We start from the raw sequence: 15,683 nt of genomic DNA on the forward strand, positions 1-15,683 counted from the left end.
AATAGAGACGGATGAATGAATAAGGAAAGGAAGACATCGATGTGGAAATATGTATTTTTAATGATTATCAGTGTGATGTGGGGGTCGCAGTTTTTCTTTGCCGAACGTGTGCTGGATGACGTCACCCCTCTCACGTTAAGCGCCGTCCGGACGACGATCGGCGCGGTCACCTTAACCGTGATCGCCGCCTTCATGAAAATTCCATCCCGTACAAAAGAAAGCCGGCCTCAGCGCACGCCGTGGCTGTTATACGTCTCTATTGCGTTATTCGAAGCCGTTCTGCCGTTTTTTCTTGTCGCCTGGGGGCAGGTGCGGGTAACGAGCAGTATCGCATCCATCATCATCGGTACAACGCCGATCTGGACAATTCTGCTTGTCCGTATCGTTTCCCGGAAAAAAATGAGTTTCTTCCAGATCAGCGGCGTTCTTCTCGGATTTACCGGCATTCTCTTTGTCTTCCTGCCATCGCTCGGGGCTGACACAGTCACAAGCGGCATCGCCGGCATAACCGCCCTCGTCGGGGCCGCCGTCTCTTACGCAACAGCGCTTGTGCTCCTGCAGTACCTGCCCGCCGCGTCCGCCGTCACCGCCATGCGCAACGTCCTGTACATCGCCGCCGGCATCCTGATCGCGTTGATGTTTCTCATGGAAAATCCCGCTTTCACGGAGCTGTCCGCCGGCTCGATCAGGGATCTCGTTATCATAGGAAGCGTGCAGACCGGCTTGGTGTACTGGTTTTACAACCTCCTCGTCCACGCCGAAGGAGCCGTCTTCGCCTCCTTCTCCAATTACTTCATCCCACCCGTCGGCGTGCTGCTCGGTGCTCTGGTGCTGCACGAAAATCTCTCTATCTACGTTATCTTCGGCCTCGGCATCATTATCGTGTCTCTTTTCATCAGCCGAATGCCAAATAAGCATTTCAGACCAAAAACAGGCGCATGACAGGCATTTACTCCTCTTGCTTTTTATAACGGGAACATGTATTCTATATTGGAACACATGTTCTTACAAAGGGAGGATGTTATGGCTGTTGATCACGACCGATTGTTTAAAGAAGTGCTGACCACTTTTTTTGAAGAATTTATCGAGCTGTTTTTCCCCGCGGTGCACGATGCCGTTGACTTCTCCAATGTCCAGTTTTTAGCGGAAGAAGTCTTCAGTGATGTGACACAAGGGGAAAAGTACAAAGTAGATCTCCTTGTAAAAACACGACGGAAAGAAGAAGAAACCGTTATTATTATCCACACGGAATCACAGAGTTACCCCCAGCCTGACTTCAATGAGCGTATGTTTATCTACTACGGACGGTTATATGAAAAATACCGCTGCAATATTCTTCCGATTGCCCTTTTCACCTATGATCTGAGACGGGAGGAACCGGACCATTTCTCCATTCAATTTCCTTTTCACGATGTGCTCCGTTTTCAATTTTTAACCGTCCAATTAAAACAGCAGAACTGGAGACACTTTATCCGCTCGGACAACCCCTTAGCCGCTGCATTCCTTTCAAAAATGGGGTATAATGAGAAGGAGAAAATACAAGTAAAAAAAGAATTTTTGCGTATGATGGTCCGTATGAATATAGATCCTGCTCATTTCACATTACTGACCGGTTTTTTCGAAACCTACTTAACACTTACTCCTTCTGAAGAAGAACAATTACGGGAAGAGGTGAAAACAATGGAAAAACAGGAAAGCGACAAAGTGATGGAGCTTATGGTCTCTTACGAAAAGAAAGGGTTGGAAAAAGGAAAAGAGCAGGGATTAGAGCAGGGAAGAAAGCAGGGGAAAGAAAGGACAAAAACGGAAATCGCTGCAGCGATGCTGAAAAAAGACATGGACGTGGAAACAATAGCTGAAGTGACCGGGCTCACAACCGATAAAGTGATTCAATTAAAACAACAATAGCGTTATAAATGATTAAAAAGGTGGATGAAATCCCTGATAGGAAGGGCTTCATCCATCTTTTCATCTATCGCGGCAGGTACCTTATGTTACCATGATGACAGGATGACGTAAGAGTAGAAGAGGAATACGAGAACATGTCAAACAGCAATGCCACGACGAAACAACTTATATGGTCACGCAACGCACTTTTTATTATTTTCACGTTACCTGGAATCGCCATGGCCTCGTGGGTGGCACGGACTCCGGAGGTCAGGGATACACTGGAAGCATCGACAGCAGAGATGGGCTGGATTATTTTCGGACTGGCTTTTGGGTCGATGGCAGGGTTGCTATGTGCATCGCGGGCTGTCGCAAGAGCCGGCGCCCGCTTTGTTACAGTGTTGAGCATCCTGTGTGTGACGGCTGGAACAGCGGCGGTTGGAACCGGGACGTATGTTTCCGTCAGTCTGCTGGTCTTTCTTGGGCTGATGATGTTCGGGCTCGGCATCGGTTTTCTTGAAGTCGCCATTAATCTAGAAGGTGCCGTTTTGGAGCGCGCCCTGCACAAGACCCTCCTTCCCGCCCTGCATGCTTCCTTCAGCGGAGGTACACTGGCAGGAGCCGGAGGCAGTGCCCTCATGATGGCGCTCGATATTTCTGTCACCGTCCACTTACTTATCATCAGCGTGGTGATGGCTCTGATTCTTCTTTTTTCCTACCGATTTCTGCCGCATGGGACGGGAAAAGAGGATCTTCCCCGCAAGAAAACAGAAACGGATCCATCTGTCAGCGCATGGACCGTGTGGAAAGAACCCAGGACGCTGCTTATTGGTCTCGTTGTCTTCGGCATGGCGTTTGCGGAAGGATCGGCCAATGACTGGCTGCCTCTTGCCATGGTGGACGGTTTCCACGTGCAGCCTATCACCGGGAGCGCCATGTTCACCCTGTTTTTAACGGCCATGTTCCTGGGCCGCACAGCAGGCGGATTTTTCCTCGATCGATTCGGCCGGGTTCCCGTTCTTCGAACCGCCTCCGGATTAGCGTTCTCAGGACTGGCTCTTGTGATATTCTCAGGATATCTGCCTGTGGCATCAGTTGGTGTCTTTTTATGGGGACTTGGCACATCGCTGGGCTTTCCGGTCGGCATTTCCGCTGCCGGCGACGAATCAGAAGGAGCCGTCACCAGAGTAAGTATTGTTTCTATTATCGGGTACTCCGCCTTTCTTGCCGGCCCGCCGATTCTGGGGTTATTTGGAGAAATTTTGGGGCTCTTACATGCTTTTGTTTTTGTCCTTATCGGAATCTTTCTGGCAGGGTTGGCTTCTTCCTCTGTAAAGAAACCGGCTGGATGAAATCCAGGCCAATGCCAATTCATTTCCTACAATAATAACAGGGCGCTGCTTCGTTTGATCAGTCCCTTTAAATAGGACATCCGCCAACCAAACATCGCCCTGCTTCATCCTACCGCTCATTGTATATGTCATCCTCCTCATTATCCCACCAGTCATAATTTTTATTTAGTAAAATAACATCCGGAGACATATATTTTTCTTTTATTTTATCGAGTACCCTCTGCCTTTCTTCCTCACTCAACATGTCAATTTCCTTGATAATTTTTTCTGGAATAGACATATTATGCACCTCCGCTAAACGATACTTTTATTATAACTTATCCCAGCCCCTTCCTAAACGTTCCGATGATTGATATTTGAATTTTCTTAAACCAATTATTTTTTTCTCCTTTAAGCAATAATGGGAAAAAGGAATCGATTAGGAGATACGTATTCTTAATACTGAACATATCATATGGGGAGCACAGTATTCTTTGCCGAACCTGGGCTGGATGACCCCGCCCCACTTACATTGAGCACCGTCCGGACGACTATCGGCGCGGTCACGTTAATTGTGAGCGCCGCGTTCATGAAAATCCCGCCCCGAATAAAGAAAATCAGCCCCAGCGTACGCCGAGGCTGTTATGAGTCTCTATTGCGTTATTCAAAACCGTTCTGCCGTTTTTCCTTCTCGCCTGGGACCAAATGCGTGACGAGCAGTATCGCGTCCATCATCATCGGCACCACGCCGATCTGATCGATTCTACTTGTCTGAATCGTCTCCCGGAAAAACTGAGTTTCTTTCATATCAGCGGTGTCCTTCTCGGATTTACCGGCCTTATTTTTATCTTCCTGCCATCGCTCAGCGCTGATGCAAGCAGCAACGTCATCGCCGGCATAACTGCTCTTGTCGAACCAAAGTCTGCTACACAACAGCGCTTGTGCTCCTGCAGTACCTTCGCGCCGCATCTGCCATCCAGAAAAAGGTCATTTTTATGATTTGCCGAGTGCTATAACTCGTTTACAAGATTTGTAGGTTCCGAGCCCTGTAAACCTTGTATTAGCTGATCAGCTGCCATATCTGCCATCTTTAACCTTGTCTTTTTGCTGGCACTGCCTATATGAGGAAGAGCAACCAGATTGGGGAGAGATAAAAGGGGATTATCTTTAGATAGCGGTTCTTCTTCAAAAACATCTAAACCTGCACCCCAAATTTCTCCATCCACGAGAGCTTTATATAACGCGTCCTCATTCACAATCCCTCCTCTTGAGGTATTAACAAGGATTGACGTTTCTTTCATTAATTGAAACTCAAAGGTATCTATCAGGTTACTGGTTTCTGCAGAGTAGGGGGTTAACACGCAAACAAAATCTGAATTTTTCAGTAATGTTTCTTTGTCCACATAGAATAATTGTAACTCTTCTTCCAGGTCAGGTTTTCGTGTTCTATTATAGTAATATACATTCATATTAAATCCTTTAGCTCTTCTGGCTACGGCTTCTCCTATCCGTCCCATTCCAATTATTCCCATAGTCGCACCATATACGTCTTGGCCTGTCAATAACATAGGGGACCACGTCTGCCAATTACCTTCTTTTATAAAGTTTGTTGCTTCAACTACTCTTCTTGCAGTAACCATAAGAAGCGAAAAAGTCAAATCTGCTGTGGTTTCCGTTAAAATACCTGGTGTGTTTGTTACCATAATTCCTTTCTTGTTAGCTGCTTCAATGTCAATATTGTTATACCCTACAGCCATATTACTGATCACTTTCAATTTACTTGTTTTATTAATTAAATGGTGATCAATAGTTTCTGTTAATAAACAATATAAGCCATCAACTTCCGTTATTTTTTTTTCTAAAACTTCTCGAGGAACAGAAGTATCTTCTTCTTCCCACATATCTACTTCACAATATTCTTTTAGTTTTTGAGTTATTTGATCAGGTAATTTTCTAGTTATATAAATTTTTGGCTTCAAACTCCTTCACATCCCTTCTCTCTAAGCCGAGTGTTCACCCAACTTCTATCAACCGTTTCGTTTTCGATAGATTCCATCGTTTTTCTTTCATCTTCTATCGTTTGTTGAATTTTTCGCTGCAAGTCATCTGCCTCTTCCATTGGTACAACAACAATGCCATCCATATCCCCAACTACAATATCACCTGGATTTACTACTGTTCCGCCTATTTGAACAGGAACGTTTATTTCACCAGGTCCATCTTTATAAGGACCCCGGTGAGTGACTCCTTTAGAATATAAAGGGTAATTCATTTCTCTAATTTCTTTTGAATCACGAATAGCACCATCTACAACAAAACCATTGATGCCTTTCTTCTTGGATATCCTAACCATGATTTCACCCATAATTGCGTTACTTAAATCTCCCCCGGCATCTATCATAATTACGTCTCCTGGTTCAGCCATATCAATAGCTTTATGAACTAATAAGTTATCACCTGGTCTTGTCTTTACCGTCAAAGCACTACCTACGAGTTTTCCTTGAGTATGGATAGGTCGGATGCTGGAATTCACACTATTTAAGCGATTAATATTATCAGAGATATGAGGAGTAACAAAGTTACTATATTGTTCTATTATTTCTTTTGAAGCCCTGTTGTTCAGAGGTAAAACTCTAAATCCAATATTGCTCATTAATTTTTTCCCCCTATTCTATATTATAAAACCGGTTTCTAAAACCGGTTTTATAATATAGAAAAATTTTTTATCGATGTTGAATATAAGTCACTTTTAAATCAGTATAGAAGTCTTTGTTTGTTCCTCCTATGGAATATGGGCCTACTCCGGAATTCTTCACACCTCCAAATGGCATGTGACCTTCACTAACGGTTCCATTGTTGATATGGATCATTCCTGACTCCACATCCTCCATAAACTGATATCCGTATTCCATCTTATCTGTGAAAATAGAAGCAGTTAATCCATATTCTGTATTATTACTTACTTCAATGGCTTCTTCTATTGAAGAGACTCTGATAATAACAAGTACGGGACCAAAAATTTCCTCTTTGGCAATAGTCATATCCGGGGATACATTCGAAATCACTGTTGGTTCAAAGAAATAACCATTCTGGAAGGACTCACCTGTTACATTATTCCCTCCTAAAACAATATTAGCTCCTTCATTATTGGCTAATTGCATATAGTGATGAAGTGTATTACGGGCATCCTCATTAATAACCGGTCCAATTGTAGTTTCTTCTTCTATACCATCGCCTACTTTATAAGATTTCACTTTTTCAATAATTAATCTCTCTAATTCATCTGCATGCTTATCTAAAACAATTACTCGACCAATTGCTGTACAACGTTGACCTGCATTCCCAAAACATCCTCCTACAATTTGAGTAGCTGCATCATCTAAGTCGTTATAATCAGCTACAACAGCTGGATTATTTCCTCCCAATTCCAATTGGACTTTTGTAAAATTATTAGCTGCTGTCTTGTATATATTACGTCCTACCGGAGTAGATCCAGTAAACGAAATGCCCTTCACCAAACTGTTACCAACAAGTGAATCTCCGACTTTTCTGCCGCTTCCCATTACTAAATTAAAAGTACCAGCAGGAAATCCTGCTTCTTCTATTAGTTCTGCGATAATAACAGATGTTAATGGCGTTTCTGTTGCTGGTTTAAGAACTACTGTGCAACCACACGCTAAAGCAGGAAAACATTTTCTTAATGGAGTGAGCACTGGGAAATTCCATGGTGTTACCGCAGCGATTACTCCTATAGGTTCTCTAATTGCCATATTAAGCACCCCGCGGCGATCACTAGGCAATGTAGTACCTTCTAAACGAACGGCTTCTCCAGCCACAAAACGCATTTCACTTACACCACGGGTGACTTCTGTGATGGCTTCTTTAAGTGGTTTACCCTGCTCTTTACAAAGAGCATGTCCTAACTTTTCTTTATTTTGATCAAGTAAATCAATAAAACGATAGATATAGGATGCTCTTTGAGAAGCTGGTACTTTTCTCCATGTTTTAAAGCTCTTATGCGCACTGTCTACTGCTTTATTTACATCCTCCTCAGTAGATAAAGGAAACTGTCCGATTTTTTCTTGATTATCTGCTGGATTTACAACTTCATACACTTCGTTGCTAGAGCTTTCCACCCATTCTCCATTAATGAAGTTTTGGTATAACGCTGTTGTAGTCATGTTACTCATAGTATCTACTCCTTTTATAATGAATTTCTAACAATTTGTTTTAAATCTTCTATTATAGGCTTTTTAGGATTAACATCTACGTTATCGCTTCCGATTGCACCTTCGGCAATATAATCAAGATCATTTTCGGTTACCCCAAATTCACTTAAACCAGTAGGAATTCCAACATCTTTATTCAATTTTCTGATGGCTTTCACCGATAGTTCAGCAGCTTCATGTAGTGGTAGATTTTCTGTATTTTCTCCAAATATTTCAGCGATTTCTTTATACCGTTCAGCATTTCCAGCTAAATTGTATTTCATCACCTGTGGAAGCAAGATTGCATTTGCCGTGCCATGTGGAACTTTGAACTTACCTCCGAGCGGCATACATAAAGCATGAGCAAGACCTAATCTTGTTGGGTTAAAGGCTGTCGCTGCAATAGTGCTTCCTAATAACATGTCGTAACGAGCTTCAATATTATCGCCTTGGTGTACAGCTTGACGCAGGCTCTTAGAAATTAATCGCATACTTTCCCTGGACAATGCTTCTGATATAGGCTGCGTCGCTTTATTCACAAATGATTCTAAAGCATGGGTGAGTGCATCAACTCCAGTTGAAGCCGTTATAGAAGCAGGTAAAGAAACGGTTAACTCTGGATCGCACAATGCTACCGTAGGAGCTATTAATTTACCTCCGACACCGAATTTTTTATTATTTTCTTTATCAGACATCACAGTCCAAATCGTAGCTTCACTTCCAGTTCCTGCAGTGGTAGGGATGCATATGGTAGGAAGTCCTGCATTCGGAACTTTATCCAACCCAGCATATTCAGTAATGTCGCCCTCATTCGTTGCCATAATTGCTACAGCTTTAGCTGCATCTTGTGCACTTCCACCACCGACACCAATTACTAAATCCGCATTAAAATCATTTATCTTGTCTTGTATCTTACGAATCGTTTTCACATCTGGCTCTCTTTCAATGTCCCAAAACTCTTCATGAGGAATATTAGATAGTTGATCAGTAACTTTTTCTAAAATTCCTGCATCTTTTACACCTGGATCGGATATTACAAATATTCTTGATCCATTATACTTTTCAACTTTTTCAGGTAATTTTTGCAATGACTTTAAACCAAAACAAATTTCTGTTGGCAGTTCGTATTCAAATACTCGGTTTAACGAATTCAAAAAAGGTCCTCCTCTTATATTTAATGCATATAGTTTTCAATTTCGATCTCGGCTTTTTCTCCCTCACGTTTTAAAGAATCAAACACCTCCCTGCCAAGATTAATTCCATATTTACTACGGTGATTATGATTGTTAAACTCAATTTCTCCAGGGAGGAATATTTCTTCCACACCTTCTGCTTTTGGTGATTTTTTTATTTCATCAATCATTTGATCCACCCGGCTCTTAAATTGTTCTGCCGGCATGAAACTGTTCACATCAATAAGTTGAAAGAAATGACCAACATTTTGTGGTTTATCAAAATCACCATAAATATTATTAACGTGTGCTCCAAATCCAGCTCCAGTTAAAGCACCACTCATAACATCAATCATTAATGAAATAGCATAACCTTTTGGACCGGCAAATGGGAGAACAGTACCTTCCAATGCATCTTTTGCATTTGTCGTAGGTCTACCTTGTTTATCAATAGCCCATCCTTCTGGAATTTTCTCTCCCGCTTGTTCTGCAGAAATAATCTTCCCTCTGGCTACAACACTTGTAGCCATATCAAAAATAATCGATTTGTTTCTTTCAGCCGGAACCCCGAAGGCATAAGGATTCGTTCCAAAATAAGGATCAACACCTCCCCATGGCGCCATAGTTGAAGGTGCATTGGACTTTGCAAAAGCAATTAAATCTTCATTGATAGCTTGTTGAACGAAAAACGATCCAGTACCAAAATGAGTAGAATTCTTAATCCCTATATAAACGCCGCCATGTTCTTTTGCCTTTTTAGCTCCCATTTCTATCGCTTTTGTTCCAACAATTTGTCCCATTCCACCATCACCATCGATTAACAGCGTAGAGTCATTTTCCTGAACGATTTGAACTTGTGGATTTGGAGTTACAGCACCAGAGTTTAATCTTTTTACGTATATAGGAAGTCTAGTTACACCGTGAGAATCGACACCTCGTAGGTTTGCAGTTACTAAACTTTCAGCGACAATGCTAGCGTTTTCTGTTGATAATCCCTCTTTAATTAAGACATCTCTGACAAATGCTTTTAGATTCTCTGAATAAAAATGCAAAATAAAATGCCCCCCTATTTAGTTAAATTAGGTAGATACATAGATATTTGTGGTATGAAAGCTACTAGCAAAAGTATAATAACCATTGCCGCTAATAAAGGAACCACTGCCCTTGAAACATGCGAAATTGTTATCTTTGCAATATTACATACCGCGAATAAACATATCCCAACTGGGGGTGTTACCAAACCAATGGCTAGGTTTACAATCATCATAATCCCAAAATGAACTGGATCCATTCCAAGTGTGGTCGCAATTGGAAGTAATACAGGCGTTAAAATAATCAGTGCCGCTGTAAGATCCATAAACAGACCGGTAAGTAACAAAAACAAATTTATAATGAGTAAAGTAATTATTGGATTACCAGAAACTCCTTGAATCCAGTCCCCTATAATGAGAGGTATTTGTTCGTAAGCTACAATCCAACCAAAAAGAGAGGCGGTGGCTACTAATAGCATTACCGTTGCTGTACCAGTAATAGTTTCACTCAAAATACTTTTAAAGTCTTTCAATTTAATTTCTTTATAAACCAGTCCTCCAACTATCAACGAATAACCAACTGCAATTACTGCAGCTTCTGTAGCTGTAACTACTCCTCCGATAATTCCTCCAAGGACTATAATAGGCATTAATAATGCTAATGATGCCCTTTTAAGAGATATGCCTATTCCCTTTAATGTTGGGAGATTTTCTTTTGGAAACTGTTCAGGATTTTTTAATGCCATTAAATAAGTAACAAGCATTAAACTTAACCCAACCAAAACTCCCGGAATTGCTCCGGCTAAAAATAATTGGCTGATAGACTCCCCTGCCATTACTCCATAAATAATAATTGGAATACTTGGAGGAATAATAATCCCTATGGTGGAAGAAGCTGCAGTAACGGCGGCTGCGAAACCTCCATCATACCCTTTTTTCTGCATAGCAGGAATAAGTGCCGAACCTATCGCCACTGCATCCGCTACAGAAGAACCTGATATACCACCAAAAAACTTACTGGCTACAATATTGACCATAGCTAAACCGCCACGGATAAACCCTACTAAACAACTAGCAAAGTCAATAAGGCGAGTAGCAATACCTCCCGAATTCATAAGACTTCCCGCTAATACAAAGAATGGTATCGCTAAAAGGGGAAAAGAATTAACGCCATTTCCAAATCTTTGGGCGATCACCGATAAGCTTAAATCTCCCATAAACATTACAGCAGCTATGGATGCAAGACCTATTGATACTGCTACCGGAATTCCAATTGCCAGTAACAGAGCAAACACACCCATTAAAATACCGATAACCATGTAACACACCCCCTTAACTTTCTGAAATTTTAGCAGTTTTTTCTATAAGCTTTTTTGTTATCTCATATAACTTGTTAAAGATAATCAGCCCCATTGATACTGGAATTGACAAATAAACATAACTCATCGGCAAGTTTAATCCTGTTGAAATATCATCCGTGGTTGATTGAAATAATTTGATACCACTTATCAATACAATTACTGCAAATAGTACAATGATTAAATCTATTAATATACTTAAAAATATTTTAGGTTTTCCCTTTAGAGATTCAAATAATGAGTCTACAGCTATATGTGCATTTTTTCTAAATGCAATTTCTGAGCCAAGGAAAATTATCCAAATAAATAAAAACCTAGATAATTCTTCTGACCAAGCAAGTGAGCTGTCAAGAACATATCTCCAATAAACTTGTGCTGCAACTGTAATCACCATTGTTACTACCAATGTCGCTGTAAATATCTCTGTCAATTGATTTATAGATGATCTTGTTTTTCTAATAAAGTCCGTCACTTTTTCACCTCCTATAGGTGATAGCCTAAAATACACAAGTTAATTCTGAAAGGATAATAGCCTGGTGTAACCTACCAGGCCATATCCCTGCCTTTTATTCTGTTGCTTCCATTAACTTTTCATAAAATTCTTCGTCAAAGTCACCTTTATATTCTTCATAAACTTCCTGCGTTGCTTCTTCAAATGGTTCGGTCTCAGGTTCATTAATGTTAGTTCCTTCTTCTTTTAACATGTCAATGTAATTTGCTTCTTCCTCTTGACTTAGTTCTCGCTCATACTGTTTTGCTTCATCTGATGCTTCCATCACTATATCTTGTTGCTCTGAGGATAAGCTGGACCAAGTCTGTTCACTTATAGCCAAAACCATTGGAGAATACATATGATTCGTTAAGGACACATAATCCTGTACTTCGTATAGTTTTGCTGTGTAAATGAGTGATACTGGGTTTTCCTGTCCATCCACAGTTCCTTGTTCCAATCCAGTGTATAATTCACCAAAATCCATTGGTGTCGGGTTAGCACCCAGTGCATTAAATATAGATAAAGAAACATCACTTTCCGGAGTTCTGATATCTAGTCCGTTAAGATCTTCTGGTTCTTCAATTGGTTGTTGTGAGTTGGATACATTCCTGAAACCGTTCTCAAAATATCCTAACACTCGCATGCCTGACTCTTCAGGAAGATTCTCTACCATCTCTTGACCAATTTCACCGTCTAAAACTTCATAAGCTGTTTCACGGTCAGTGAATAGATAAGGAAGATTTACTGCTTGTAGTTTTGGGGCCATAGAAGTTAGTGGTTCAACACCTATCATCCCCATCTCAACAGTTCCCATGTCCATTCCTTCCGTTAAATCACGATCGTGCCCTAACTGACCGTCAGGATACAGTTCTACTGTGATTTCTCCATCCGTCTTCTCTTCTACCAATTCCTTAAATTTTTCAGACCCTTTATGATACAACGAGTTAGTCGCAGTTCCATGACCTAAACGTAATACAATCTCATCATTTTCATCATCACCACTGCTTTCGGTATTTTCTTCCTGTCCACTACCATCAGTATTTTCTTCTTGTCCACTACCTGACTCTGATTGCGAACAAGCGGTAATGACCAACAATGCAAGAAAACTTATCAATAAGACAGCCGCTACTTTAAAATTTTTCATAAAAAGACCTCCTGTGTTATAATAATACCCTAAGTTATTTTTTCTTAGAAACTTATAGTTGGGTGCCTCCAACTATAAGTTCTCCCACAACTATTGTAAGCGTTACCAATTTAAGCATTGCATTTGTATACACCTCCTAATCAAAATTTGGGGTGGTTAAATTTCTAATGATTTACAAGAATCTCTTATAATTAATTCAGGTTCTAACTGAACCATCTTGGGCTTTATCTGCCTCTTTCTATTCATTCTTTTTATTATTAAGATAGCAGCTTTCATCCCCATTTCATACGCAGGCTGGGCGACGGTACTCAGCGGTGGGTCTAACAAAGGGACCCAAGGATAATCATCATATCCTATCACAGAAACGTCATTAGGAACATTTAATTCAACTCTTTTTACTCCCATTAGAATTTCTAAATTCAAAAGTGTGTTAGTTGAAAAAATAGCAGTAGGTTTATCATTTGAAGAACACAACAATTCCTTAGTAGCCTCAATTCCACTTCCCCTAACAGGATCACAAATTTTTATGAAGTCTTCGTTGATAGGTATATTGTTTTCTTCCAAAGCCTCTTTATATCCCTTAAGCCTATCAATTCTTGGACTTCGGTTTTCCGGGGGATAAGCTAGTATACCAATCTTTGTATGTCCTTGATCAATTAAATACTGCATTGACCTTTTGGAACCAGAAATGTTATCTACTACAACAGTGTCCGTTTTTAACTCATCAGTAAAACGATCTAAAAATACAAAAGGGTACTTTTCTTTAATTAAATTATCAAACAATTTTGTATTTTCACCAGTAGTATTAATAATTAAGCCATCTACTTGCTTATTTTTTAACGTAAGTACATTTTCTTCTTCTACTTCTGCATTTTCTTCAGAACTACTTACCATTAAGGTGTAACCACTTCTTGTACACTCGCTCTGGACTCCTTTTAATACTTCAGACCAGAAAGGATTAGAAATATCAGAAAGAATAATACCAATAGTTTGGGTAGATTTTTTTTTCAGACTTTGAGCTACTGAGTTGGGAGTGTAGTTAAGTTCATTCATTGCTTCGATAATATTCTTTTTTGTCGTTTCAGACATATAACTAAAATTATCATTAAGAACTCTAGAAACAGTACTTTTGGATACACCTGCTTTTTTTGCTACATCGTTTATAGTGGGCATATATTTTCACCTTTCTTTATACGTAAATACAAACATTACATCCCGTTTTTAAAAACCGAACCGGTTTCTGAAACCGGTTTTATGATTTATATACGTATTTTAACATAACTCTGAATGTTTTCAATAGTATTTTCAATAATCATTAGAAAATTTAAAATGTTACTATTTAATCAGAGAATTATAATTGGGGATCCTAGTGCCTGTTGGACAAAGGACTCATATCCATGACCACCATCTCCACGTTCGTCCCTTTTTCCCGTAAATACTGTTTAACGATAGCGGCGGTTCGATCCGGCAGAATATCAAGGAGGTTCCCCGGTGCTGCCATCAGCGATAAGGACTTGATAATTGCCTTTGTTTGTATCTCCCTTATATTCATCGATGGCGATGGATGTCACAAATATGCAGGATATGGAGAATATGTTCCGTACGGCTGTGGACTATGCAGGGAGCCTTGACATACTGGTAAATAATGCCGGACTAAACATTACTAAACCTGCCATTGACGTTACCGAAGAAGATTGGGATCAAGTGCTGGACACTAATTTAAAGTCTGCTTTCTTCTGCAGCCAGAAGGCAGCAGCCTGCATGATGGAAAATAAAGGCGGAAACATAATAAACATTGCTTCCCAAATGGGCTTTGTGGGGTATTGGAACCGGGCAGCGTATTGCTCTAGTAAAGGGGGAATGATTCAGCTTACGAAGACGCTTGCTATAGAATGGGCTGAGTATCATATAAACGTAAACGCTGTGGCTCCTACTTTTATCAATACAGAATTGACCTCTTCCATGTTTGAAGACAAAGCGTTTGAAAAGGATGTTTACCAACGTATTCCCCTTGGAAAACTGGCAGATCCTTCTGATGTGACCAGCGCAGTGCTTTACTTATCCTCAACGATTTCTAATTTTGTTACCGGAGAAACCATTAAAGTGGATGGAGGGTGGACGGCGTTATGACCGCCCTTCTTATTCCGTTTAAACGCATGAGTCCGGGAGAAAAGTACAAAGGGTGAAATACTTTTACGGAATAAGCACGATCTTCCCGAGTTTCCCTGCATGTTTAAAATAGGTTTGAGCGTCTCGAGCTTCTTCCAGTGGAAACGTGCGGTCAATGACAGGTTTGATTTTGCCTTCTGCTATAGCATCAAGCATTTGTTCGAACTCTTTTCTTGTCCCTAAAACAGAACCATACAGGGTGATGTGCTTTAAGTAGAGGGTCCTGAAATCGAGCTCTGTCTTTTGCCCGCCTGCTGAACCGGAAGTGCAGAATTTGCCCCCCTTTTTGAGTACCTGCAACGACGTGGTAAACAAAGCATCGCCGACGACATCCAGGACGGAGTCCACAGGCCCGCCGTTTACTTCGAGGATCTGATCAGCAAGCTGGCTGGACTTATACGATAGGACGTGAGCAGCTCCTAATTCTTTCATTTTATCCTCCAGATCCAGATCCCCAACAACCGCGATTACTTCAGCCCCGAATACATTGGCAGCCATTTGGACATTCAGAGAACCGACGCCGCCATTGGCACCGGTCACGACAATCGTTTCCTCCGGCTTTACCTGGATTTGTTCCACCATGTGCCAGGCCGTCATGCCGCTTACAGAAAACGCAGCACTTTCGACCGAATCGGATAGAGGCATCTCATAACATAAGTCAGCCGGCCAAACGACATACTCTGCATATCCTCCATCGTATTCCGAGCCGATAAAAGACATATCCTCTGAGATATGCTCAGATCCTTCCCTGCCGCTTGATGTGAATGGAAAAAGAACGACATCTTTTCCTATCAGTGTTAATGCTGTTTTCAAATGACCGATTGCTGACGGCGTTGCCTGTCCATCCATAGACGGGTATACTGTCCATAAGAAGCCATAGAAAGGAAAAA

General features: G+C 40.9%; 16 protein-coding genes and 1 pseudogene. 4 read left to right on the forward strand and 13 right to left on the reverse strand.

The window, feature by feature from the left end:
* Positions 1-39 precede the first annotated feature (39 nt).
* The 3 genes from BM058_RS13465 to BM058_RS13475 all read left to right on the forward strand — a co-directional run bounded on the left by BM058_RS13465 (position 40) and on the right by BM058_RS13475 (position 3,239).
* Positions 40-942, forward strand: coding sequence for a DMT family transporter (locus BM058_RS13465; RefSeq protein ID WP_177195561.1), 903 nt, complete (start codon positions 40-42; stop codon positions 940-942).
* A gap of 81 nt (positions 943-1,023) precedes the next feature.
* Entirely contained in the window at positions 1,024-1,908 is an 885-nt protein-coding gene (locus BM058_RS13470) for an RpnC/YadD family protein (protein WP_090927576.1), read from the forward strand.
* A 134-nt stretch (positions 1,909-2,042) separates the two neighbouring features.
* On the forward strand, positions 2,043-3,239 hold the full coding sequence (locus tag BM058_RS13475) for an MFS transporter (RefSeq protein ID WP_090927577.1): 1,197 nt from the start codon (positions 2,043-2,045) through the stop codon (positions 3,237-3,239).
* A gap of 109 nt (positions 3,240-3,348) precedes the next feature.
* Here the strand turns inward: BM058_RS13475 and BM058_RS18325 are convergent, their stop codons facing one another.
* From BM058_RS18325 to BM058_RS13530, 12 genes and pseudogenes are all read right to left on the reverse strand, one after another.
* Positions 3,349-3,519, reverse strand: a complete 171-nt coding sequence (locus tag BM058_RS18325; RefSeq protein WP_177195562.1) for a hypothetical protein — start codon at positions 3,517-3,519, stop codon at positions 3,349-3,351.
* A 359-nt stretch (positions 3,520-3,878) separates the two neighbouring features.
* Positions 3,879-4,151, reverse strand: coding sequence for a hypothetical protein (locus BM058_RS13480; protein WP_090927578.1), 273 nt, complete (start codon positions 4,149-4,151; stop codon positions 3,879-3,881).
* A 77-nt stretch (positions 4,152-4,228) separates the two neighbouring features.
* A complete protein-coding gene (locus tag BM058_RS13485) occupies positions 4,229-5,197 on the reverse strand; it encodes a 2-hydroxyacid dehydrogenase (RefSeq protein ID WP_090927579.1) in 969 nt (322 codons plus the stop codon).
* Positions 5,194-5,871, reverse strand: coding sequence for an RraA family protein (locus tag BM058_RS13490; protein WP_090927580.1), 678 nt, complete (start codon positions 5,869-5,871; stop codon positions 5,194-5,196). Before BM058_RS13490 ends, BM058_RS13485 begins: the two co-directional genes overlap by 4 nt.
* Positions 5,872-5,941: 70 nt before the next feature.
* Positions 5,942-7,408, reverse strand: coding sequence for an aldehyde dehydrogenase family protein (locus tag BM058_RS13495; protein WP_245737001.1), 1,467 nt, complete (start codon positions 7,406-7,408; stop codon positions 5,942-5,944).
* Positions 7,409-7,422: 14 nt separating this feature from the next.
* Positions 7,423-8,580: an iron-containing alcohol dehydrogenase gene (locus BM058_RS13500; protein ID WP_090927581.1), complete on the reverse strand. Its 1,158-nt coding sequence runs from the start codon at positions 8,578-8,580 to the stop codon at positions 7,423-7,425.
* A gap of 20 nt (positions 8,581-8,600) precedes the next feature.
* Positions 8,601-9,650, reverse strand: a complete 1,050-nt coding sequence (locus BM058_RS13505; RefSeq protein ID WP_090927582.1) for an Ldh family oxidoreductase — start codon at positions 9,648-9,650, stop codon at positions 8,601-8,603.
* Positions 9,651-9,664: 14 nt separating this feature from the next.
* Positions 9,665-10,948 carry a TRAP transporter large permease gene (locus BM058_RS13510; protein WP_090927583.1) on the reverse strand — a complete coding sequence of 428 codons (1,284 nt, stop codon included), beginning with the start codon at positions 10,946-10,948 and terminating at the stop codon, positions 9,665-9,667.
* A 13-nt stretch (positions 10,949-10,961) separates the two neighbouring features.
* Positions 10,962-11,459, reverse strand: coding sequence for a TRAP transporter small permease (locus tag BM058_RS13515; RefSeq protein ID WP_090927584.1), 498 nt, complete (start codon positions 11,457-11,459; stop codon positions 10,962-10,964).
* A gap of 94 nt (positions 11,460-11,553) precedes the next feature.
* Complete coding sequence (locus BM058_RS13520) at positions 11,554-12,624, reverse strand: TRAP transporter substrate-binding protein (RefSeq protein WP_090927585.1); 1,071 nt, start codon at positions 12,622-12,624, stop codon at positions 11,554-11,556.
* 156 nt (positions 12,625-12,780) lie between these two features.
* A complete protein-coding gene (locus tag BM058_RS13525) occupies positions 12,781-13,797 on the reverse strand; it encodes a LacI family DNA-binding transcriptional regulator (RefSeq protein WP_090927586.1) in 1,017 nt (338 codons plus the stop codon).
* Positions 13,798-13,973: 176 nt separating this feature from the next.
* Positions 13,974-14,186 (reverse strand): annotated as a pseudogene (locus tag BM058_RS13530) (transposase); the annotation flags it as partial.
* Positions 14,187-14,199: 13 nt separating this feature from the next.
* Between BM058_RS13530 and BM058_RS13535 the strand changes: the two are divergent.
* Positions 14,200-14,754: an SDR family NAD(P)-dependent oxidoreductase gene (locus BM058_RS13535; RefSeq protein ID WP_245737002.1), complete on the forward strand. Its 555-nt coding sequence runs from the start codon at positions 14,200-14,202 to the stop codon at positions 14,752-14,754.
* Between the two features lie 63 nt (positions 14,755-14,817).
* Here the strand turns inward: BM058_RS13535 and BM058_RS13540 are convergent.
* A partial coding sequence (locus BM058_RS13540; protein WP_090927590.1) for a zinc-binding dehydrogenase occupies positions 14,818-15,683 on the reverse strand: 866 nt, incomplete at its 5' end.

This window comes from Salibacterium qingdaonense, assembly GCF_900114715.1.
GTDB classification, from domain to species: Bacteria; Bacillota; Bacilli; order Bacillales; family Marinococcaceae; genus Salibacterium; species Salibacterium qingdaonense.

Excerpts from the sequence above, each read along its gene's own strand:
- BM058_RS13465 (WP_177195561.1), top strand. The coding sequence starts at position 40 with ATGTGGAAATATGTATTTTTAATGATTATCAGTGTGATGTGGGGGTCG.
- BM058_RS13470 (WP_090927576.1), top strand. The coding sequence starts at position 1,024 with ATGGCTGTTGATCACGACCGATTGTTTAAAGAAGTGCTGACCACTTTT.
- BM058_RS13475 (WP_090927577.1), top strand. The coding sequence starts at position 2,043 with ATGTCAAACAGCAATGCCACGACGAAACAACTTATATGGTCACGCAAC.
- BM058_RS18325 (WP_177195562.1), bottom strand. The coding sequence starts at position 3,519 with ATGTCTATTCCAGAAAAAATTATCAAGGAAATTGACATGTTGAGTGAG.
- BM058_RS13490 (WP_090927580.1), bottom strand. The coding sequence starts at position 5,871 with ATGAGCAATATTGGATTTAGAGTTTTACCTCTGAACAACAGGGCTTCA.
- BM058_RS13495 (WP_245737001.1), bottom strand. The coding sequence starts at position 7,408 with ATGAGTAACATGACTACAACAGCGTTATACCAAAACTTCATTAATGGA.
- BM058_RS13510 (WP_090927583.1), bottom strand. The coding sequence starts at position 10,948 with ATGGTTATCGGTATTTTAATGGGTGTGTTTGCTCTGTTACTGGCAATT.
- BM058_RS13520 (WP_090927585.1), bottom strand. The coding sequence starts at position 12,624 with ATGAAAAATTTTAAAGTAGCGGCTGTCTTATTGATAAGTTTTCTTGCA.
- BM058_RS13525 (WP_090927586.1), bottom strand. The coding sequence starts at position 13,797 with ATGCCCACTATAAACGATGTAGCAAAAAAAGCAGGTGTATCCAAAAGT.
- BM058_RS13535 (WP_245737002.1), top strand. The coding sequence starts at position 14,200 with ATGCAGGATATGGAGAATATGTTCCGTACGGCTGTGGACTATGCAGGG.